Origin of the sequence: Acetobacter sp. DmW_136 (assembly GCF_008690365.1) — a bacterium.
Taxonomy (GTDB): Bacteria; Pseudomonadota; Alphaproteobacteria; order Acetobacterales; family Acetobacteraceae; genus Acetobacter; species Acetobacter oryzifermentans.
Window position 1 is genome coordinate 120,545 of record NZ_VHON01000006.1, and the last position, 22,927, is coordinate 143,471.

At 48.6% G+C, this 22,927-nt stretch carries 18 protein-coding genes; 8 read left to right on the forward strand and 10 right to left on the reverse strand.

The features are described 5' to 3' along the window. Window positions 1–29 precede the first annotated feature (29 nt). Together FKW31_RS02525 and FKW31_RS02530 are read left to right on the forward strand one after the other, a co-directional pair. Window positions 30–1,553, forward strand: coding sequence for a hypothetical protein (locus tag FKW31_RS02525; RefSeq protein WP_150177507.1), 1,524 nt, complete (start codon window positions 30–32; stop codon window positions 1,551–1,553). Window positions 1,554–1,848: 295 nt separating this feature from the next. Continuing rightward, window positions 1,849–2,055 (forward strand): cold-shock protein, encoded by a 207-nt coding sequence (locus tag FKW31_RS02530; protein ID WP_003623691.1) that lies wholly within the window; start codon window positions 1,849–1,851, stop codon window positions 2,053–2,055. A 79-nt stretch (window positions 2,056–2,134) separates the two neighbouring features. On the opposite strand, the gene FKW31_RS02535 is transcribed toward FKW31_RS02530, so the two are convergent. The 6 genes from FKW31_RS02535 to FKW31_RS02560 form a co-directional block, all read right to left on the reverse strand. Continuing rightward, window positions 2,135–3,619: an efflux transporter outer membrane subunit gene (locus tag FKW31_RS02535; protein WP_150177509.1), complete on the reverse strand. Its 1,485-nt coding sequence runs from the start codon at window positions 3,617–3,619 to the stop codon at window positions 2,135–2,137. A gap of 4 nt (window positions 3,620–3,623) precedes the next feature. Then, a complete protein-coding gene (locus FKW31_RS02540; RefSeq protein WP_006116722.1) occupies window positions 3,624–6,779 on the reverse strand; it encodes an efflux RND transporter permease subunit in 3,156 nt (1,051 codons plus the stop codon). 5 nt (window positions 6,780–6,784) lie between these two features. Next, a complete protein-coding gene (locus tag FKW31_RS02545; RefSeq protein WP_150177511.1) occupies window positions 6,785–7,975 on the reverse strand; it encodes an efflux RND transporter periplasmic adaptor subunit in 1,191 nt (396 codons plus the stop codon). Window positions 7,976–8,474: 499 nt separating this feature from the next. Continuing rightward, window positions 8,475–9,827, reverse strand: coding sequence for an ethanolamine permease (gene eat / locus FKW31_RS02550; RefSeq protein ID WP_150177513.1), 1,353 nt, complete (start codon window positions 9,825–9,827; stop codon window positions 8,475–8,477). Between the two features lie 32 nt (window positions 9,828–9,859). Beyond that, window positions 9,860–10,645 (reverse strand): ethanolamine ammonia-lyase subunit EutC, encoded by a 786-nt coding sequence (gene eutC, locus FKW31_RS02555; protein ID WP_150177516.1) that lies wholly within the window; start codon window positions 10,643–10,645, stop codon window positions 9,860–9,862. After that, window positions 10,642–12,030, reverse strand: a complete 1,389-nt coding sequence (locus FKW31_RS02560; protein WP_150177518.1) for an ethanolamine ammonia-lyase subunit EutB — start codon at window positions 12,028–12,030, stop codon at window positions 10,642–10,644. Before FKW31_RS02560 ends, eutC begins: the two co-directional genes overlap by 4 nt. A gap of 92 nt (window positions 12,031–12,122) precedes the next feature. On the opposite strand from FKW31_RS02560, the gene FKW31_RS02565 reads away from it, so the two are divergent. Next, window positions 12,123–13,268, forward strand: coding sequence for an AraC family transcriptional regulator (locus FKW31_RS02565; RefSeq protein ID WP_193562030.1), 1,146 nt, complete (start codon window positions 12,123–12,125; stop codon window positions 13,266–13,268). A 29-nt stretch (window positions 13,269–13,297) separates the two neighbouring features. Here FKW31_RS02565 and FKW31_RS02570 read toward each other — a convergent pair whose 3' ends face one another. The 3 genes from FKW31_RS02570 to FKW31_RS02580 form a co-directional block, all read right to left on the reverse strand. Then, window positions 13,298–14,332 (reverse strand): sulfate ABC transporter substrate-binding protein, encoded by a 1,035-nt coding sequence (locus tag FKW31_RS02570; protein ID WP_063353300.1) that lies wholly within the window; start codon window positions 14,330–14,332, stop codon window positions 13,298–13,300. Window positions 14,333–14,358: 26 nt separating this feature from the next. Beyond that, on the reverse strand, window positions 14,359–16,026 hold the full coding sequence (locus tag FKW31_RS02575) for an OprO/OprP family phosphate-selective porin (protein WP_150177521.1): 1,668 nt from the start codon (window positions 16,024–16,026) through the stop codon (window positions 14,359–14,361). 218 nt (window positions 16,027–16,244) lie between these two features. Then, complete coding sequence (locus tag FKW31_RS02580; RefSeq protein ID WP_006116714.1) at window positions 16,245–16,454, reverse strand: hypothetical protein; 210 nt, start codon at window positions 16,452–16,454, stop codon at window positions 16,245–16,247. A gap of 550 nt (window positions 16,455–17,004) precedes the next feature. On the opposite strand from FKW31_RS02580, the gene cysT reads away from it, so the two are divergent. The 5 genes from cysT to FKW31_RS02605 all read left to right on the forward strand — a co-directional run bounded on the left by cysT (window position 17,005) and on the right by FKW31_RS02605 (window position 22,098). Beyond that, complete coding sequence (gene cysT, locus FKW31_RS02585) at window positions 17,005–17,844, forward strand: sulfate ABC transporter permease subunit CysT (protein ID WP_150177576.1); 840 nt, start codon at window positions 17,005–17,007, stop codon at window positions 17,842–17,844. After that, entirely contained in the window at window positions 17,841–18,659 is an 819-nt protein-coding gene (cysW, locus tag FKW31_RS02590) for a sulfate ABC transporter permease subunit CysW (RefSeq protein ID WP_150177522.1), read from the forward strand. Before cysT ends, cysW begins: the two co-directional genes overlap by 4 nt. Next, a complete protein-coding gene (locus FKW31_RS02595) occupies window positions 18,656–19,693 on the forward strand; it encodes a sulfate/molybdate ABC transporter ATP-binding protein (RefSeq protein ID WP_150177524.1) in 1,038 nt (345 codons plus the stop codon). The genes cysW and FKW31_RS02595 overlap by 4 nt, the downstream gene beginning before the upstream one ends. A gap of 170 nt (window positions 19,694–19,863) precedes the next feature. Continuing rightward, on the forward strand, window positions 19,864–21,345 hold the full coding sequence (locus tag FKW31_RS02600; protein ID WP_150177526.1) for an amino acid permease: 1,482 nt from the start codon (window positions 19,864–19,866) through the stop codon (window positions 21,343–21,345). Window positions 21,346–21,492: 147 nt separating this feature from the next. Next, complete coding sequence (locus FKW31_RS02605; RefSeq protein WP_006116709.1) at window positions 21,493–22,098, forward strand: GcrA family cell cycle regulator; 606 nt, start codon at window positions 21,493–21,495, stop codon at window positions 22,096–22,098. Between the two features lie 85 nt (window positions 22,099–22,183). Here FKW31_RS02605 and FKW31_RS02610 read toward each other — a convergent pair whose 3' ends face one another. After that, window positions 22,184–22,927: a polymer-forming cytoskeletal protein gene (locus FKW31_RS02610; protein WP_006116708.1), complete on the reverse strand. Its 744-nt coding sequence runs from the start codon at window positions 22,925–22,927 to the stop codon at window positions 22,184–22,186.

The window sequence follows — 22,927 nt, forward strand, 5'->3', positions numbered from 1 at the left end:
CAATCAAACGCACGGAAAATAGAACCAACATGCGTGTTACCAAAAGACTGATAGCTCCGCTGGTTCTATTTTCCATATGTATCAGTTTTTTCATATTCAGAAATATAGAGGGCTTTGGCGGCCTGCCTTTCAGCGATGAATCTGGGCACTTTCTGGGTGTTCTCGCCATGCAACATGGTGACCGGCTTTATCGGGACTATATTGATGCGCATGGACCTCTGGTTTTCATGCTCTCATGGATACTGGGGCCTGTTGCTGGTGTTTCGCACCTTTGGGTTTTCCGGCTTGTTTCTACACTAATGGCCAGCCTTGCCGGGCTGGCCATTTTTTGTACGCCTCTTTTTACTTTTAATTGGCAGCGTTATCTGGCAACCGCCATGTGGGTGGGAGGCATTGCGTCTGTCTGGACCGTGCAAGGCCTGCATCTGGATAGTTATTGGCCCATTGGCGGTGCATTAACTGTTATCAGCATGGCTACTTTTGTAGTGCCACTTTGCCAGAATAAACCTGTATCTGAGCCTCAGGCTTTTTGCGGAGGCTTTGCCACGGCACTTTTACCCTTCGCAGCCTATGCGTTTGGCCCACTCGCTGTTTTATTTTACGCCACCCCGTGCCTGATCTGGGCATTTAATCGCTCAGCTTACAAAGAAACTCTAAAATGGGTCACTCTGGGGTGCCTTTGTGCCTGTTTGGTCATGACATTATGGCTCGCCGTCTATGGCGATATAGGTGGCATGATTGCTTTTCATATTATCGCCAATCAGAGATGGTATGCACATTACATTCCCTTTGGCATGAATGCCTTTCTACACGGCATGGCACTTTCCTTTGCGCCTGACCGCATTATAGAAACACTGGCTGTCATCACCATGGGTTTTGGTAGTTTTCTTCTTGTTTGGAAAAGCACCTATAAGGTTTGTGCCCTTCTGGCTATTTGTGGTCTGATGACGCTTCAGATCCGGGGAATGGATGGGTTTCAAAACGGGGCTTTTCTTATGGCTGCGTTTGGTTTGGCAAGCTTAATGGCCACAGCCTGTTTAAAAAACCGTCCTAATATTTTATCGTTCTTGGCATTCGGTAGCATTGGCGGAATATTCTTCTCCTCCCAACACGCCCTTTCCTCCCCTTGGGGGCAAACATTGGCACAAAGGCGTGCCACTGAGTGGCATCTGACGCAAGATGACTCTGTTGATTTTGCCAAAACCATTCGTGCTTATACACGTCCCGATGAGAGAATTTTGGCTGTCCCTTATAATCCTGATGCGTATCTTCTGGCCCACAGGTTACCCATAAAGAAATATCATGCGTATCTCCCGTGGGAAGCCGATTACGCCGCCCACCCGTGGCACGGGTATGACCGTGATTTATGTACTGATTTACCTAAAGATAAGCCTCCAGCCATTTATTTTGATAGCTGGGTTATCTGGGGCGTGCATGACCCCAAAAAGTTCATGCCCTGCGTGGTTGATATTCTGCGCACAGACTATACGCAAGTGCCTGCGGGATCTTCCGTTTATATCAGGAATGACCGCCTGCCCCATCTACCATCCTGAAACAATAAATAATCATCACCTTAATTTTTATGCAGCGGCTTTGTTTAACTTTATAAATTTAAAAATAAAAATACTGAAAAGTGTTATTCTACAGTGTGTTGGCATGGAAATAATGATTTAATTTTTGATGCTCATCAGTTTATCCTTGCATTCTTTTTGGTTTACGCACATTGATAGCGCAAGCGGATGCTTTTATCTGAGTCATCGGCGCATGTTGCGTCAGTTTTTCTCCTTAAAAGTTATGATTTCGTGTGTATTTTGTACACGACCGCTGTTGTGAAAAAGGAGCCTTGTTATGGCAACAGGCACCGTAAAATGGTTTAACCCTACAAAGGGTTTTGGTTTCATTCAGCCGGACAATGGGGGACAGGACGCGTTCGTTCATATCTCTGAGCTTGAGCGCGCCGGTATGCATACCCTTACCGAAGGCCAGCAGGTCTCTTACGAGCTCGAAGCCGGCCGTAACGGCAAGACATCTGCAGTAAGCATTAAAGCAATCTAATTGCTTTAAGCTGCATTTGATGCTGTAAAAAGCCGCCCTTTGGGGCGGCTTTTTATTTGCCATTTTTGCAAATATCCAATTACCCTTTTTCTTTCCAGCCACCACCAAGTGAACGATAAAGCGTGACCAGATTCTGATATCTGGATACATCTACCGAAATTTGATTTTGCTGTGCTTGCAAATAGGCTCGCTGCGATTCCAGCGTTGTTAAGTAGGAATCGATCCCTGCTTCATAACGCATCTTTGCAAGACGATACGCATCCCCAGAAGCATTTACCAAAGCATCTACTTCCTTCTGCTCATCCAGATACGCCTTTCTTCCAGCCAGCGCATCAGCAACTTCTCGGAATGCTGTCTGCACTGTTTTTTCGTAGGCTGTAATTTTGCTATCCCGGCGCGCTTTAGAGGCTTTCAGGTTCCCTGAATTCTGCCCCCACGTCCACAAAGGAATTTGAATGTTTGGGTTCACCCCCCAAGTGGTTGCCGCAGATGTAAACAGTTTATGAAACTGCAAGCTGGAAATACCATCACTGGCCGTAAGTGTAATACGCGGGAAAAACGCGGCACGCGCTGCACCAATATCTGCCTGCGCAGACAACAGATCATGTTCAGCCTGCACAATATCAGGTCGGCGGTTCAGCAAATCTGATGGTAAACCAGCAGGCACATCCGCCAGAACAGTTTGCTGCCCCAAATTGGAAGGCGGCGGCAAATCAGCAGGAATGGGCGCCCCTATCAGCAAGCTGATAAGGTTTTCATCCTGCTCCACCTTTCTTTGAGAATCAGCCAACAGGCCAGCACTTTGTGCAACCTGCGTTTCTGCCTGCCTGACAGTCAGCAGATCGGCTTCTCCGTGGTTATATTTATCTTGGATAAGCTGCAATGTGCCTTGCTGGCTTCCCAACGTATTTTGCGCAAGTATAACATCCTGCTTATCACCCAACCACGCAATATATGCGTTGGCAACCTGCGCAATAATGCTGATGGTCACCCCCCTAAAGTTTTCCTGCTGGGCCAGTGTTTCTTCTGCCGCTTCTCGGCTAAGGGAACGGATGCGGCCAAAAATATCAATTTCATAAGCCGAAAACCCAATACCACCCTGATAAAAACGGAACGGATTACGCGCCATACCCGTACCTGTTTGGGCTGAATCCAAACCAGGCGCAAAGCTCAAACCCGCGGCATCAGATGGAGCCTGATACATTGGCCCACCAGTTGCCCCAATGCTGGGAAACAAGCCTGCATGCTGGATATCATAACGCCCCTGCGCTTCTACAATGCTGGCCGCCGCCTGCCGGATATCTCTGTTTTCACGCAGGGCAATGGTAATCAACTGCTGCAAACGCGGGTCTATAAAGAAGTCTCGCCAGCCAATATCAGATGCGGCCTTTTGCAGCATGGCATTATCTGTGTGCTGATAATCTGCCCATGTTTGTGCAAGCGGCGGTTGTGGCCGCTTGTATTTGGGTATCATAGTGCAGCCACCCAAAAGCCCGACAGCCACCGCAAAACATGCAACTTGACGATACAGGCGCGACTGACGGGATGCGGAAAAATGCGTCATAATTTTACTCGTGTCCGTCAGAATTCATAATCTGGGCATGCGGATCTGTGCGTTCGTTGATGCGCTTCACCTTGAAAAGCCGAAGAACAACCACAAAGAACACAGGCACAAAATAAACAGCCAGCAACGTTGCCGAAGCCATACCACCCACTACAGCCGTGCCAATAGCAACACGCGCGGCAGACCCTGCCCCTGATGCGATAGCCAGTGGAAATACCCCCACCACAAAGGCAATGGATGTCATCAAAATGGGGCGCAAGCGTTCCCGCGCAGCCGTTAGAACAGCCTCTTCCAAGGTTTTGCCTTGCTCAAAGCCCATTTTGGCAAATTCAACAATCAGAATAGCGTTCTTAACTGCCAGCCCAACTGTTGTGAGCAGCCCCACCTGGAAATAGACGTCGTTCGCTAAGCCGCGCATTAATGTTGCAATAATTGCGCCAACAACCCCCAGCGGAATAACCAGCAGAACCGCCAGCGGAATGGCCCAACTTTCGTACAATGCTGCCAGACACAGCAGAATAACGATCATGGCCAGAGCATAAAGTGGCCCTGTAGAAGACCCAGACGCATTCTGCTCAAAAGATAGACCCGTCCATTCATACCCGATGCCTGCGGGCAGTTTTTTCAGGATATTGGTAATTGTCGCCAGCGCCTGGCCAGAGCTATAACCCGCAGCCGGTTGGCCCAGAATTTCAAAAGCGTTGAAGCTATTATAATTTTCAACCTTCTGCGGACCAGAAATCCAGTGGGCGCTTACAAAAGCATTCAGCGGCACCAACGTGTTCGTGAAGTTTCGGATATACCATTTGTCCAGATCCTGCGGCTGCATGCGGGAACTGGCAACACCTTGGATATATACCTGCTTTACACGGTCATTGCGCGTAAACTGGTTGACGTAAATAGAGCCCAGTGCCCCTTCAATAGTGGTATTGATATCATCAATAGTCACACCAAGAGCGTTTGCTTTTTCCCGGTCAATATCCAGATGGTACTGGCCTGCATCTTCCATACCATTCGGGCGCACAGCCAACAGGCTGGGGTCCTGGGCAGCCAGGCCCAGCACCATGTTACGGGCTTCCAGCAATTTTTGGTGGCCTAGATGCGCACGGTCTTCCAACTCAAGGTCAAAGCCTGTTGCGTTCCCCAATTCCAGAACCGCTGGCGGGTTAAAGGCCAGAATCTGTGCTTTAGGGCTGCCCCAAAAGTGCATCATAATCCGCATGGCAATTGCAGCAGAAGATTGGGATGCTTTCGGGCGGACAGACCAATCCTTCAAACGGATAAAGAACGCGCCAGAGTTCTGGCCCTGCCCGGCAAAGTTAAACCCGTTTACAGAATAAACGGATTCAACAGAATCTGCTTCCGTCTTAAGAATATAGTCTGCAACAGCATGATTGATCTCGGCTGTTTTTTCCATGGGGGCATTGGGCGGCATGGTGATCTGCCCAAAAATGAGCCCCTGATCTTCATCCGGCAAAAAGCCACCGGGAACCCGGAGAAACAGAACAACCACAGCCGCTGTAATAAGAACAAAAGCCCCCATTGTGAGCATAAAATGCCGCAGAAGGTAGTTTACCCCCCCAAGATAACCATTGGTCAGCCTTGTAAAATGGCGATTAAACCACCCAGCCAGACCTTTAGTTTTTTCATGCTGACCGGGTTTGAGCATAGTGGCGCACAGGGCTGGCGTAAGCACCATCGCCACCAGCACAGAAAGCCACATGGCCGCAACAATGGTGATAGAAAACTGCCGATAAATAACCCCGACAGAACCAGAAAATGCAGCCATAGGCAGGAAAACAGCCGACAGAACCAGCACAATACCTACAAGCGCGCCAGAGATTTCATCCATGGAAACACGGGCAGCCTCACGCGGGGAAAGCTGCTTTTCCGTCATCACACGTTCAACGTTTTCCACCACCACAATGGCATCATCCACCAGCAGGCCAACAGCCAGCACCATGGCCAGCATGGTAAGTGTGTTGATGGAATAGCCCAAAAGATTCAGCAGCCCGAACGTACCCAGCAGCACAACAGGCACCGCAATGGTGGGAATAAGCGTGGCGCGGAAGTTCTGCAAAAACACCAGCATAACCAAAAAGACAAGGCCAATGGCTTCCAGCAGCGTTTCAACCACCTCCCCAATAGAAAGGGTAATAAACGGCTCGGTATCCAGCGGGTAAACGGTTTTCAAACCCGGCGGGAAAAACTGTTCCAGCTCATGCAACTGGGCACGCACTGCGGCTTCTGTTGCAATCTGGTTTGCACCCGGTGCCAGCTTAAGCGCCATGCCAGAAGCCGGCATGTTATTATAATAGGAGTTGGTGTTGTAGGTCTGCGGCCCAAGTTCAACCTTGGCAATATCCCGGATACGCACCTGAGAACCATCGGGCTGCACTTTCAGCAGAATTCTTTCAAACTCTTCTGGAGATGTCAGACGCTGCGGACCAATAATAGTGGCATCCAGCCGAATACCTTTGGTTGCAGGCAAACCACCAAGCTCACCCGATGAAAGCTGGATATTTTGGTTCTGAATGGCGGTTTCAACATCTCTTACGGTCAGGCCATAGTTGAACAGCTTGGCCGGATCCATCCAGATACGCATGGAGTATTCAGACCCAAACAGCGTATGATCACCCACACCGGAAACACGGCTGAGCGGGTCGGAAATATTAGACGCCACATAATCTGCAATATCGCCACCATTCATGCTGCCATCGGTGGAAATAAAGGCCACCACAAGCATGAAGTTCTTAACCGCCTTGGTAATGCTCAAACCCTGAGCAGTCACTTCTGTTGGCAGTTTTGGCTGGGCAAGCTGGAGCTTGTTCTGAACCTGCACCTGAGCAATGTCTGGATCTGTCCCCTGCGCAAAGGTCAGATCAATTTCCATCTGGCCCGATGCGTAAGACTGCGCAGAAATATATTCCAGATGATCCAGCCCGAACATCTGCTGCAAGATCGGGCGCACAACAGTATCATTCACCGTATCGGCCGAAGCACCCGGATACGTTACACTGATGGCAATTTGCGGCGGCGCAATGCTGGGGTACTGGGAAATAGGCAGCCGAAAAATAGACAGCCCCCCAACCAGCATAATAATAAGACTGATCACCCACGCAAAAATTGGCCGATCAATAAAGAAGCGTGAAAGGCTCATGCTGGTTACTGGCTCTTTTGAGAGTTCTGATCTACGGGGCTGGTGGCTTTGGCTGCGGGCTGAGATGCATCTTCATGCGGATCAACCTTGGCTCCGGGCGTTACTTTCTGCAGCCCTTCCACAACAATCCGTTCGCCTTCCTTTAGCCCGGATGTCACAATCCAATTGGTGCCAACGGTTTGCCCCGTGGTGATCTGGCGTAAATCGACCGTGTTATCGGGTTTCACCACCCACACCTGCGGGTCCCCATGTGTATTACGGGTTACGGCATCTTGCGGCACAACAAGCGCTCCGGGGTCCACACCCTCATCCAACTGGGCGTGTACGTACATACCGGGGAGCAACAGCTTATCTGGGTTGGGCATAATAGCGCGTACGATAACAGTGGCCGTAGCCGTATCCACGTTTACTTCAGAAAGCGCCATCTGGCCTGTGTGTTCATATACAGAGCCATCTTCTAGCGTAACCTGTACCGGAACCTTACCATCTTCCTGCCGTTGAATACGCCCTTCCGCCAGTTCACGCTTAAGGCGCAACAGCGTGATGGCAGGCAGATTAACGTCAACATATATGGGATCCAGCCGCGTGATAATGGCCGTATTATCTGTCTGGTTTGCGGTAACCAACGCACCAACGGTTATCAGCGTACGGCTGATCCGGCCAGAAATAGGCGCATACATTTTTGTATAGCCCAGATTTACCTGTGCGCTTTCTACCTGCCCCTGCGCGTTTAGGATACGCCCTTGGGCTTCCTTTTCCGCTGCCAGGGCATCATCATAGTCCTGCTGGCTAATAGCATGAGACTGCACAAGCCCACGGTAGCGGTTCAGCTTGGCGCGCGCTGTAACCTCGGCAGCCTGAGCTTCTGCCAACTGCCCACGAGCTGTGTCATACACCGCTTTATAACGTGAAGGATCAATCTGGTACAGCTGTTGGCCTGCAACAACATCCGCACCTTCGCGGAACAACCGTTTTTCAATAACACCTGTAACCTGCGGGCGAACCTGTGCAATTTCAAAAGCATCCGTACGACCGGGAAGAGAGGTATGCACCGCAACAGACTGCTTTTTCATAACCTGAATCTGCACACTTTGCGGCGGCATTTCAGGGGCAGATGCCTTTTGATCGCATCCTGACAGCCCTATAAGCACACCCACAACAGCAGCATGGGTTAGACTACTGACTTCCCGCTTCATCAGGGAATCCTTTTAAGAAATTTTGAAATAATCGTTGCTCCAACATCTGCAGATACTGTTTTAAAATAACATCTTACTCACCCTGTACCTGCAAAAAACCACATATTTTACCTGAACAATGCAAGCCATTCAGAATGCAATTCAAAACCGCATAAACAAGATCATTTTAGTCCTGTTTCTTGCACAAATTTGCGGCTTGTCAAACACTATATTCATATCTGGCTTGCCTGAAACGCAACAATCCTACCGAGGTCTAGGAACTTCCGGCATAGCAGTCTGTATCTTGTCGTGTTATGATCACTTTTGCGTGATTATATGCCTTTGCATGACACCACATACAAGGCTTGAGATGCATTTACATTCTCAATTTACGCAAGGATAAAGTGATTAAAAATAAAATGTGTTATAACGCCTGAGCATACTCAAACGTTATAACACAATAGTAAAAGGCTAATAAAATCTAATCCAGCAATGCTTTATTATATAATCTCTAGCAGCATTAAATATCTGATTGTGATTTGCGGGAAAACGCCATGAAAAGACATGTAATAACCGCGATAAACCCAACATATATGAAAAATATCGTAAGATTATAATAAATAACCGCTACAAGTGAAATAATGGCACCAAGCAACGCGATAGCTGGCAAAACCGGATACAACGGCGCCCGATAGGGGCGAGACAAAGCAGGTTCTTTCAGGCGCAAACGAAACAAGCTGATCATACTCAGCAGATACATAGTCAAAGCGCCAAACACAGACATCGTAACCAATGTGGCCGTTAAAGACTGCCCATTGATAGAGATAATGTCATCCGAAAAGATAGCTGCAATCCCGATACTGCCACCAGCCAGCGTGGCCGTATAAGGCGTTTTGAAACGTGGATGCAACTTGCCCAACACAGCAGGCAAGAACCCTGCACGCGCCAATGCAAATATCTGCCGACCATACCCCATGATAATACCATGCAAGGAGGCAACCAAACCAAACAGCCCCAGCCACACCAACATGTGCAACCATCCGCTGTTGCTGCCCACAACGGCCTTCATGGCTTGTGGCAAAGGATCATTCAAATTGGCAAGCGTATGCCAATCCCCCACACCACCAGCAAAAAGCATGACACCAAATGCCAATGAAACAAGCGTAAGCACACCTGCAATATAAGCGATGGGAATGGAACGGCGCGGATCTTTTGCTTCTTCTGCTGCCATAGCCACGCCTTCAATGGCCAGAAAAAACCAGATAGCAAATGGAATGGCTGCAAAAATACCGCCCAGAGCTGTCCAGCCAAAATGCGGTGCAACGCCCCAGCCATTCTGCAGAAAGTTATGCCATGAAAAGGCTGGTGCCACGACCCCCATAAACACAAGAAGCTCTATAATGGCAGCTATTGTTACAAACAGTTCAAATGTAGCAGCAATATGCACCCCCACAATATTTAGTGTCATGAACACCAAATACGCTCCCAACGCCGCAACTTTAGGGGAAAGGTTTGGAAACTGCACATTCAGGTACGCGCCAATAGCCAACGCAATGGCTGGGGGGGCAAAAATAAATTCAACCAGCGTGGCAAGCCCTGCTAACAAACCACCCCAACGCCCCAATGCACGAAAACTATAAGCAAATGGGCCACCAGCATGCGGGATGGCACAGGTAAGTTCTGTAAAACTGAAGATAAAAGCCGTGTACATAATCGCCACAAAAACTGTGGCTACCAAAAACCCTAAAGTTCCAGCGGTACCCCAGCCATAGCTCCAGCCAAAATACTCCCCGGAAATAACCAGACCAACAGCAATACCCCATAGATGGAACGTGCTTAGAGATTTGTTGAGATGCGTTGAACCCTCACCCATGCTTCAGTACATCCTTTTGTGTCAGAGAATTATCAAGAAATCTTCGGTGTATTTTCGATTATTCCATTCTCTGGGGAAGAATCTTTCAAACCAATTCCTGTTTCTTTCAAACGCATGGCTTCCTGCATCAACCAGGTGAGTTTGTCAGCCGCAGCAGACGTAGAAAGGCCATATGTATGAATATTTGAGAGACAGTTTCTGGAAGAATCTGGGCAGCCTACATAAGGCGCATATGTCAGATACACCCCCATACTGTCGGCAACACTTAAGCCGGGGCGCTCCCCAATCATCATGACAACAATTTTTGCGCCCATTGTCTGGGCAATTTCATCACCCAAAGCTACTCTGCTTTGCGTTGACACAACCAAAGGTGCAATACGCCACCCCAGCAACCGTTTGCACATCGCCCGATACAGCGGCAGGGCTTCTTTCTGTATTGCAATAGAAGACAGTCCATCCGCTGCAACAAAGACAACATCCCAGTCTGCATGAGGCAAAACCTCAAGTGATGCACCATTCAGCTTGCGCCCCAGATCTGGACGGCGCAAATAAGTTTGCCGATCTGGCGCTTGGCTGGAAACGCAGATAATTGGCGCATCTCCCATTTCTGCCTGTAAATAGGCAATATCCAAAGGAATATGCACAGCATCCCGAGCCTTGGAATGCGATTCCTGAAACGCCAAAACATCTTTTGTGCATTGTGCATTTCCTGAACGACTCAAGCCAATTCTAGCCCGCGTAAACTGGCGTAAATCTTGCCAGTCATCACGTTTTTCTGGCATGGATGGTCCCGTAGAAAGCAGTTTTTTATCTATCATACTGCACCAACCAACTGCCCAAGGCGGGTTTGCCCCGGCGCTAGTTCCCGCATGCGGTTGTGCTTGCCGTTATACAGTTCCATTTGCTCCAACCATGTCGCAAATTCTGGAGCGGGCTTTAGCCCTAGCAAGTTGCGTAATGTCAGAATGTCATGAAACGAAAGACTCTGATAATTCAGCATCACATCATCAGCGCCTGGCACACCTATCAGAAAGGTAATACCCGCTGCGCCAAGCAGCACCATCAGGTTATCCATATCATCCTGATCCGCCTCAGCATGGTTAGTGTAACAGGCATCACACCCCATTGGCACACCTAACAGCTTGGCACAGAAATGGTCTTCCAAACCGGCACGGATAATCTGCTTACCATCATACAGATATTCAGGGCCAATAAATCCAACAACTGTGTTTACCAGTAAGGGATTATACGCACGCGCAACAGCATAAGCCCGCGCCTCTGCTGTTTGCTGATCCATACCATGATGCGCATTGGCTGAAAGAGCCGCCCCTTGGCCCGTCTCAAAATACATGACATTCTGGCCAACCGTGCCACGTTTAAGCCCTAGCGCAGCATCTTGCGCTTCTGCCAGAATAGAAAGGTTAATTCCAAATCCTTCATTGGCCTTTTGTGTACCTGCAATAGATTGAAAAACCAGATCTACTGCTCCGCCCTTATTCATGATTTCCAATGTATTGGTTACATGCGTGAGCACACAGGTCTGTGTCGGAATATCATAGCGCTGGCGCGCATGATCCAACATATCCAGTAAAGCCATGCCATTTGCTACACTATCTGTAGCTGGGTTAATGCCAATAACAGCATCACCCATACCGTACAACAAACCATCCAGTGTTGACGCAGCAATTCCCTTAAGATCATCCGTAGGGTGATTAGGTTGCAAGCGAGAGGACAAACATCCTTCTAAACCAATGGTATTTCTAAAACCCGTGATCACACGAATTTTGCGCGTTACGCTCATTAAATCCTGATTACGCATCAACTTGCTAACTGCCGCAGCCATTTCTGGCGTGATACCCAGTGCAACAGCAGCAAGTGTTGCGGTATCAGCTTCGTGCGAGAGCAGCCAATCCCGAAACTGACCGACTGTCATATGTGCAAGCGGTGCAAAGGCGGCCTTATCATGCGTATCCATAATAAGGCGCGTTACCTCATCTTCCTCATACGGAACGAGCGCAACGTCCAAAAATGTCTGCAATGGTAGATCCGCCAAGGCATAACGTGCAGCTATGCGCTGTACATCCGACTGCGCCGCAACACCGGCCAACTGGTCTCCCGAGCGTTCGGATGATGCAACTGCCAGCAACGTTTTCAGATCATCGAAGCTGTATGTCTCACCTCCCAGAATGCAACGATACACCATTGAAGGAACTCCTTAGCTACACACGAAAGAGATAGGACTCACTTTCTGCATGCATTAAAATCATATCTACTTCGGAATGATATCATATGGAAATGATTTGCGACTTGACTGCTCGCTACATATTTTTAACATTTCATAACAAAGCAGGCTGCAGATCACACTCTCGCTTTAAACAAAGGATAGCAATGTCTCCCCTGCCCGCCTTTTCTGCCTCTGGTGTTATGGCCGCCGCTGCTTCTGGCGCAGAAGGCTTTATTACAAGCCATGGGGGGGATATTGACCGCATTGCTGGCCGCGCTGGGTTGGCTCCGGGCAAATTAGCCTTGCCCACGGATATGCTAAACCTGAACGCGTATTGCCGCCTGTTTACTGAAGCCGCGAAGGAAACCCAGAACGGTAATCTGGGGCTATGGTTTGGGCAGCAGTTTCAACCACAAACATTGGGGTTAATCGGGTTTGTGGCGCTTCTTTCACCCACGGTAAAAGACGCCATTCATAACCTTGCAACGCATTTCATTTACCATCAAAGCTGCACGCACACACGCCTTGTGCGCCAAGGCAACCTATTGCAGCTTGAATACGCTATTACAGACCCAACCATTACAGAACGACGGCAAGATGCAGAACTTACACTAGGCATGTTTTGTAATGTGCTACGCTATGCTTTAGGGCCTACGTGGCAACCAGAAGAAGTGCATTTTGCACATGCGCAACCAGAGCAGGCGCACGAGCACCAAGATGCCTTTCAAGCTGCTATCCACTTTGACCGCCCGACCAATGCTCTTATTTTCCGTGATGTTGGTTTGGAATGCGCGATGCCAGACGCACAACCGCATACGCTGGAAATTGTAAAAGCGTCTCTGATCTCACTCTCTCGCAACGGATACAGCACACCTCATCCGCACATATCTTTTAAAGAGCATGTTTTGTTAGCACTTGAAGAAATTTTACCAGAAGGCGGCCATCTAACCCAATTATCTGCGCGCTTGAACATGCCGGTTTGGACTTTGCAGAGAAGACTTGCATATCTTGGAATATCTTATTCTGATCTGGTAGAAACCACGCGCTATAAACAGGCATGTGTGTTTCTACAACAACCAGAAAATGATATCAGCCAAATTGCCAGACTACTGGGATATTCAGAAACGAGTGCGTTCAGCAGAGCATTCCGCAAATGGAGCGGTGTTTCCCCACGAACATGGCGCCAGCAATACATGCCAGCGCCATCTTTCATCTAATATCAAAAAAATACTTTATAGATAGATATCTATCTATAAAGGCTGTCAAAAATACCACCGTTTGAGAAATGGTCTTTTTGTAGCTTTGTCCATCCCCCCAGACTAGCGACATCAAATGTTTCGACCTTTGGAAACACCTGCCCATAGTCCGCCAACACTGCCGGATCTACCGGACGAAAATAATGTTTGGCACCAATTTTTTGTCCTTCCGGACTAAACAAAAACTCTAAATATGCTTTGGCAACAGCTTCTGTACCATGTGCCTTCACATTTTTATCCACCAAAGAAACAGGAGGTTCTGCAAGAATAGTTTGTGAGGGTACGACAATATCAAACTGATCTGGCCCGATATCACGTGCTGCCATCAACGCTTCATCTTCCCACGCCAGCAAAACATCACCTAAATGGCGTTGTACGAAACTGTTTGTTGCGCCACGTGCTCCAGTATCCAAAACGGGAACATGCTTGAATAAGCTTTTGAGATAAGTTTTTGCTGCATCTTCTGAACCATTATTCTGATGCAACGCCCATCCCCACGCAGCCAAATAATTCCAACGTGCTCCCCCAGAAGTTTTAGGGTTGGGGGTAATAACCTGCACACCATCACGCACAAGATCTGGCCAATCCTTAATGTTTTTCGGATTTCCCTTGCGCACAAGAAAAACAATTGTGCTGGTATAAGGCGTAGAATTATGCGGCAAACGTGTTTGCCAATCTGTAGCAATCAGGCCTTTTTGTGCAAGCAAATCAATATCATAAGCTAAACCTAATGTGACCACATCTGCTGGCACACCTTCCAGAACAGAACGCGCCTGCGCGCCAGATCCCCCATGTGCTGTTTTTACAGTTACATTATCTTCTGGATGTGTCTGATGCCATGTATTTGCAAAAGCCTTGTCCACTTCAGCATATAATTCACGCGTTGGATCGTAGGATACATTCAGAAGGTTAAAAGAAGCAGCCTGCGCCTGTTTTGCATGTACACCCAAGAAGGCACCACCCCCTAAAGCAGCAGCCCCAACAAGCAAGTGACGACGAGAAAAAGAAAAGGTTGTATTTTTCATGATTATGAGACCTTCAAACCAGTTTTTCAGAATGCCGCCTGCACGCGGCCAACAACTGCATTTCCATCGCGCCCAAACAGATTAACGCCACCAGATACGCCCTTGGAGCGTGATACAATAAAGTGTGCGTAATCCAACATCACCTTGATATGCCTATTAGGATACCAGTTAAATCCACCCTGCCAGACTGTTTGCTGGTTTCCGTTAATACCTGCTCCACCTTGGTTTTCCGTACCGTACAAGTCTGTTACACTCCAACGCCCGCTAACTTCCAGCGCACCCCAGTGGCCGGTTGCCGGATCAAAGTCATACGTTACGCCGGGTGTAGTAAATGCTGCCGTTTTCTCACTATAAGATCTTGGTGTTCCCAAAATTGTATAGTTTGCCGCCACATACCAACCATCAAAACCCAAAGACGGTAAATGAACAGTTTGCGCCTGATGGTCACGCTGTACGCCAATATGATAATATTCACCTTTCAGCAAAAAGCGTTTCCAACGCAAAGCCAACTGTGGCCCAGCGGCCCAGATTTGCGCAACATCCGTAAGGGCTCCTGATGTTAGCAAACTGGTTTCCCCCAAAGGCACTTCCATGTTGTCTGACAATTTCAACTGGCGTCCACTACTGTTTTCATTAACCTTGAATACAGAAGTTGCTCCAGCTCCCACATGCACATCTATATCCTTTGAGACATAAGGACGACCCGCTGCACGGATAACTGCGCCTGTCTGACTATCAACAATTGTGGTATCCTTGGAGCGATCCCCAAACTTCTGCCCCGTGAAATAGCCGGAAACAAGCCAGCGTTTTTCGTAATGCTCACCACCAACACTAAAGCGTGCCACACCACCAGCAAGGTTACGCACCAGATCCACAATAGTTGGGCGTTCCAAAAATTCGAAAGCGCCTGAACGCTCCGCACTTTCTTCTTCCATACGCGGCTGAAAATACCCAACTGTAAGCGTTGTGTTCCGCAATCCTGTGTAGTTTAGGTTTGCTTCAAACAAGCCCACTGTTCCATCAACACTGCTGGACCCAAAATCTGGCGTTACGTTCACAACCCAGTCTTTATACCGCCATGAAAGATAGAGCCGCAGACGACGCGCATTTTGTGTTAATGAATTGAAATTCCCTTTGGTTTCTCCATTTCGTGGAGACATTCCAAAAAACCCACCCACATCTTCCTGAGCTAACAAGCCAATGGAAAATGCGTAGGCTTTATCATCCGAAGCAATAGTTGGGCGTCCTTTTGGAAAACCAACTTGAATGCCACCAATATGGACCGTTTCTTCCTTTGCAGAAGCAGCCTTAAACTCTGCCCAAGAAGCAACTGGGCCTTCCGGCAAAGCAGGATGCGCTTCCGAACCTGTGCGGGGGCCATGATGCACAGGATGAGAAGGTTCTTCTGCAAATACTGGCTGGGGCTCTTCTGGCCCAGCCGCCACAAGATGTGGATGCGAAGCACCAGATGCCACCTTGGCGGTATTTCCCTTACCCTGCGCAACATGCTCATAGCGCGCAACACGCATTTGCAAGCGATGAATTTCACCCTGCATATCACGGCGCATCATGGCCATTTCACGCCGCAAGGCTGCAACTTCAGACTCCGATGTTTCTGCATGCAATACGCATGGAAAAAACAGACCAGATATGGCTGTTGTCAGCAAAAAACCAGAGCGAACGGAACCAGTCATTAAGCGCCCCCAACAACCTTTTTGGTTGTTTTTATCCCACACGGGAAATACTTGTTGCTTTACTTGAATACAATTTTACGTATATTATTTCGAACCAAAAACTATTTAGCTTGCAGTATCCCTTCCTGTCAAAACATAAAACACTGTTTGGAAAGGTTTTTATTTCTGCATACACACAATAGATAGGCTTGGCTGTTGCAATACACGAAAACCTGTTTTTAGGCGCGCATTCCACCCCGCCCTTGGCCTACACGGCGAAACACACATGTAACAGACAATATTGGATTATCTGCCTGCGTAAATCTGCTGTTATGTAAAGATTTTACGCTTTCATGCGCCGCATAAAAACGACGCGTAGAACGGTCTGCTTCTAAAATAACAGTACCCAAAAAAGTACCGTTTACTTCGACAATCTGAGATTCCAGCATTTTAATGCCTCTGGATAAAGAAACACCCAGCCGGCAAACTGATTATCCGGCCAGATCAGAAAAAGAAAACAGGTGTATCTTCAGACACCTTGGCTGCACGACATCGAACCGCACAGCACATTCGTAAACAAACCGGATACATGCATATCACCCTTTGTGATTCTGCCGCGTTGTAGCTTGAAAAGACATTATGTGCAAACACACAACTACGCAATAATAAACCATAAAAAATGGTTATTTTTTTTAACAACAAAATTTTTTGCATGTTAATTTTTTCTTTTTAATCAATGCATTAATAAAATTTCTCCGCTTAGAAAAATTTTTAGCTCACTGATCATCCCCCTAAAGAATCGCGGAAAACCCTTAGCACGTATATTTTTCGTATTTTGTTATTTCCTGCGATAGGATAGGTTTTAATAACATTCAGCGTAAGGAAAGGCTCTGAAGACCCAGCATGGTTTGACCCCTAGAGTATGCTGCATGGCATATTCCATTTTCAAAACAAATCATATGTATAACGCGCCTCCACGATGGATTTATCTGCTTGCCCATGTTTTTTCTGCGCCGCCATACTCTACCCGGCTTTCCGCTTACCTTTGGCATCACGCTTTTATGGGTAGGATTGCTTGTTATTCTGCCCTTGTTGGCCCTTATAGTACGCCCGTGGCAGGATGGTACAACGGCTATCTTGCAAACCCTGCATGATACCCGGGTATTTGCCGCCTTTCGTGTTAGCTTTGGTTGTGCGCTTTTTGCAGCTTTGCTTGATTTACCGTTAGGCATTCTGTTGGCGTGGACATTGGTGCGGCTTCGTCCGCCATGTTATAAAATTATCAACGCCTGCATTGATCTGCCTTTTGCTATCCCCACAGCTGTAACTGGCATTACTCTTGCAACTTTGTACGGGCCTAATGGCTGGATGGGAAAGCTGCTAGCACATGCTGGTTTACAAGTGGCTTTTACACCAACTGGTATTGTTATTGCCCTGATGTTTGTGGGCCTACCATTTTTGGTACGCACCATTGAACCCGTATTACAAAATTTTCCATCAGAGATAGAAGAAGCAGCCTTCTTGCTTGGGGCAACGCCTTTTCAGAAATTTTATCGTGTTATTCTGCCCGCCATTCTTCCTGCAACATTAAGCGGTTTTGGGTTGGCCTTTGCGCGCTGTATTGGTGAATATGGCTCCGTTATCTTTATTGCAGGCAATCAACCTTTCCGCAGTGAAATCGCCCCTCTGCTCATTGTAATGCGTCTACAGGAATTCGATTATTCTGGCGCAACAACTATTGCTGTTCTGCTTCTACTCACCGCTTTGGTTTGCTTGGGAGGTGTGAGTTTCTTACGCCTACGTGTTTCACGCGGACTTGTTATGGAAGAGGTAAAATGACAACCGCACGCTTTTCCATAAACCGCTTTATTCTTTGCGGGTGCAGTTACGCTGTTGTGCTGCTGATGCTTCTGCTGCCACTTGTGCTCATTTTTACAGAAGCACTCAGGCAAGGGTTTCATGCCGCCCTGTCTGCCTTGCTGGAACCGGATGCCCTCTCTGCTATTCGGTTAACCGCGTTTGTTACCGTAATTGTGACCGTAACAAACACACTTGGCGGCATTGCGGCGGCTTGGTGCCTGACAAAATATTCTTTTGTAGGCAAACGCTTTCTCATCATGTTGATAGAACTTCCTATCAGTGTATCCCCCGTCATTGCCGGTCTCATATGGCTATTGTTGTTTGGGCAGGAAGGTTGGTGGGGTAATTGGTTAGCTGCCCATAATATGCAAATTGCCTTTGCCGTGCCCGGCATCGTGCTGGCCACCCTGTTTGTAACGTTTCCTTACGTCACGCGTACTCTTATGCCCTATATGGAACAGCAAGGCCGCGATGCAGAAGAAGCCGCATTTTTGCTGGGTGCAAATTTCTGGCAAACCTTGTGGCAAGTCACCCTGCCAGATGCACGCTGGGCCCTGCTTTCTGGCATCCTGCTTACTACCGCCCGCGCCATTGGTGAATTTGGTGCTGTTTCCGTTGTTTCAGGCCATATCCCAGGTGTTACAGAAACCATGCCCTTACATATCGAAACACTTTACAATGGATATCAAACCGTAGCCGCCTTCAGCATGGCGGCACTTCTGGCCTTGTGTGCCATGAGCACAGTTTTGCTTCGCACAATATTTGAGCATTCTTTTAGGAAACAGCCTTCATGAGCGTTAACCTGCACTCTTTTACTCAATATGCTCCTGGTTCCACCCGTAAGATTTTGGATAATATCAATCTGACAGTTGAAGACGGCGCCTTTATTGCATTGGTTGGCCCTTCTGGCGCAGGCAAAACATCTTTACTACGCGCTATTGGTGGCCTGGCTCCGGTATATGAAGGGCAGTTGCTAATTGATAACCTCCCCATTGGTCATTCTGATCTTCCAAAACGCAAAACTGGCTTTGTTTTCCAGAACTATGCGTTGTTCAGGCATATGAGCGTGGCGCGCAATATTTCTTTTGGGCTTGATGTTCTGCCACGTAAGCAGCGCCCAGATCGCACAGCTATTGCGGCCCGCGTGCAAGACTTGCTTGAACTTATACAGCTTCCGCATTTGGCGGATGCGCGCCCAGATCAACTTTCTGGTGGACAGCGGCAACGTGTTGCTCTGGCGCGCGCCCTTGCAACAGAACCCAAGCTGCTTTTGTTAGATGAACCCTTTGGAGCGTTAGACCCGATTGTACGCCGTACCATCCGCCGATGGTTACGAGAACTCCATGATAAGCTGGGGCTTACAACTATTCTGGTTACTCATGATCATGAAGAGGCCTTGGATATCGCTGATAGGCTTGTGGTTATGCAGGATGGCCGTATTGTGCAAGATGCTGACGCTGACACCCTGAATACCTCTCCGCAAACACCGTTTGTCATGCAGTTTCTGGGGGAAACACTCGAATTTGCAGGAGAAATACGAAAGGGAGAGTTTATCCCTGAAGATACAGATGCTCTGCCATTTCCGGTAACTGCAAAAAACGGAAAAACAACCGCATTTATCCGCCCCTGCGATGTGCAGTTTATAAGCGGCCAAGGTGCTGCGCGCATCCTTTCTCGTAGCCGCAACCCCAATGGGCTGTATCATTATACCGTGCAGACCACCGAAAGAACACTTGATATTACAACACCAATGCCAACAGAAATTTCTGAAGGTGAACAGTTCGGGTTGGACATTTCACACGGCAAAATCTTCTCAAACCTTCTGTAAGATCAAGCTCTACCCACAAGCTGGATTGACAGCACTTATTTTATATGTTGCGTTAAAATAACGGTTGATATGCAAGAACTTAGATAACCTTTTGCATTTCTGTATAAATTGATTCTGTATTTTCAATTTATTGTGAAAATACAGAATTTCTATCTGCATGGAATGTTTGTATGCCAGACAAAACATCTACTCCGCACGCAACACCATCACATACATCAGAAGGTTATCACCGCGCCCTTAACAAACGGCAGATCCAGATGATCTCCATTGGTGGCGCTATTGGTACTGGCCTGTTTTTAGGCGCAGGTGGGCGCTTGCAGGCTGTGGGACCTTCATTAGCTCTTATTTATCTGGTGTGCGGGATTTTTTGTTTTCTGATGCTGCGCGCTTTGGGTGAGTTGGTTATGTATCGCCCCACTAGCGGTAGCTTTGTTTCCTATACTTTAGAATTCCTGGGCCCAAAGGCGTCTTACATTGCTGGCGCCATGTCTTTTTTCAACTGGGCCATGACAGGCATTGTCGATATCACCGCCGTAGCACTTTACATGCATTTCTGGGGAACTTTTGCGCACATGCCCCAATGGGTATTTGCCATGCTGGCGCTCTTGCTCATAACCGGCATGAACCTGATTGGTGTGAAATGGTTTGGGGAAATGGAGTTCTGGTTTTCCCTTATCAAAATTGTCGCTCTGGTTCTCTTTCTTGTGATCGGAAGTGCCATTTTGGGCCTACGTGTGCCAGTAGATCACCACACAACAGGCTTGAACCTGATTACACAGCATGGCGGCTGGTTTCCCCATGGCATTCTGCCTGCGTTAGCACTCACGCAAGGGGTGATTTTTGCCTATTCAGGCATAGAAATGATCGGCACTGCCGCTGGTGAATGCCAAGATGTACGCACCGTTCTACCCACCGCCATCAATAACGTAATGTGGCGCATTGCCATTTTTTATGTTGGCACTGTTACTCTGCTGGTTCTTCTGCTGCCTTGGTCTGCCTATCAGGCTGGCACCAGCCCATTTGTAACATTTTTCTCACATCTGGGTATATCGGGCGTGGATACCATTATGAATATTGTGGTGCTTACGGCAGCACTTTCCAGCTTGAACTCTGGCTTGTATTCTACGGGCCGCGTTTTACGCGCTCTGGCACTTAATGGCTCAGCCCCGCGTTATCTGACGCATATGAGCAAGCAATCCGTTCCTTCGGCCGCCATTTTGACAACCGTGGGCATTTACCTTGTTGGCGTTTTTCTGAACTATCTGCTGCCTTCGCAAATCTTTGAAATTGTTCTTAATCTGGCCTCTCTGGGTATTATCAGCACCTGGTGCTTTATCCTGCTTAGCCAGATCAAGCTGCGGCAAGCCATTAATGCTGGCCGTATTGCCCCCACCGGATTTGCCATGCCAGGCGCACCCTTTACATCTTGGGCAACCATTTTGTTTTTTTGTAGCATCATTGTGCTTATGGCGTTTGATTACCCAACAGGATCATTCTCTGTAGCCTGTATTCCTATCTTGGCCATCATCCTGTTTGTGGGCTGGAAAACTTTTAGCCATAAACCCATTCATCCTGTTCCACCCACACAATCTTCCATCACACTGACAGATGATTTACTGGGAACATCAGATACCCCAAGCAAGCCGGATTAACCCCCATACCCAACTTATTCTTGTGGTGTATCCTGTCTTGCAGGCTTTCTTCTTGAGATGAAACGGGCATCACCGTAATATATCCGCGACTGAAAGCGTGGTATTTTACCCGCGAACGATGCAATATTTATAGTAAGGTGGCCGTAAATGGAGTGGACCGAAGAAATTATCGCCCAGCTCAAGGCATTATGGGCGGAAGGTCTTTCAACGGCAGAAATTGGTAGGCGTCTTTCCATCACCAAAAATGCGGTTGTCGGAAAGGCGCACCGTTTGGGATTGCCACCACGGCCATCCCCCATTCGGCGCAATGCCAAACCCAAAACAGCAGAGAAAGCTGAAACCCCGGCAGCAGCCACTCCTGCTACGGCACAAACGGCAACGCCTGCCCAGCCTGTAAAACAGGCCGAAGCAGCCCCGGTAGGTGAAACAGAAAAACAGACAGCCACACCGCCTACGCCTGCCCGTTCAACTCCACCTGCTGCAACTGCCGCCCCTGTGGCAGAAGAAAAACCTGCAAAAAAGGAAAAGTCTGCGGCTTCCAGCAAAAGCAAGCCCAAGGCCCCTTTGCGCAGCATTTCTGATCCAGAACCCCAAAAGCGCCGCGGCCCATCTTGCTGCTGGCCGATCGGAGACCCCGGCACGCCGGGCTTCCATTTTTGTGGCGCCACCCCAATACCGGGCAAACCGTATTGTGAGGAACATGCGCAAATTGCCTATGTAAGGCTGCGTGACAGGCGCGATAACGTCGCCTAAACCTTGTTTTTCTAAAATAATAAACCCTATCCCCTGAAGGCCTTATACAACCGACCTTCAGGGGCAAGTCAGGGGCGTTGTAATATCAGCCTTCGGCTGCTGCTGCGGGCTTTTCTGGAGCCGGCGTTGCAGAAGCTGGCTTGGAAGCGGAATCACCGCTCAGCATTTCCAGCTGACCAGTAATCTGGCCACCATCTTCAACCTTCAGACGATGGCAGGCAGCCTTACCCAACAAACGGCCACTACCCTGCAATGTCAGGCTACCACGCGCCGTCAGCGTGCCATCAACGGTGCCTGCAATTTCTGCATTTTCCACTTCCACACCACCGCGGAACAAGCCACCGGGCTTAACCACCAGTTCCTTGGCTGTAATCATGCTGGATTCAACAGTGCCTTCAACCACAAGGCGTTCTGCATCCTGCACGGTTCCCTGCACGCTAATGCCACGCCCAACCACCAAGGTGCGCTGTTCCGGCTCATCCTTTTTAGGCTGCTGAGGTTGCTGCGGCATACCACGCGCTGCGGCCGCACCAGGAAATGGCGGCAAGCCCGCACCGGAAGGAAGAGGGGAACCGGAAGGAAGAGGCGCACGACCCATGGATGAGGTCTCCTTTACTGTATCAGGGCGGGGCGCAGGTTTTGCTGGCGTTCCCGCTGGATTAGAAGAAAAAATGGAACCAAACCCGCCAGCGGAACGCTGGGCGCCCGCCTGACTGGCGGAACCGGACTGCTCAGATGGCCGATTATCTTCGGGCTTACGTCTTTTAAACAAGAAAATCCCCCGCCTTGCTGGCTGTTCACTATTGGACGGGCCCCACTGCTCAGGCAC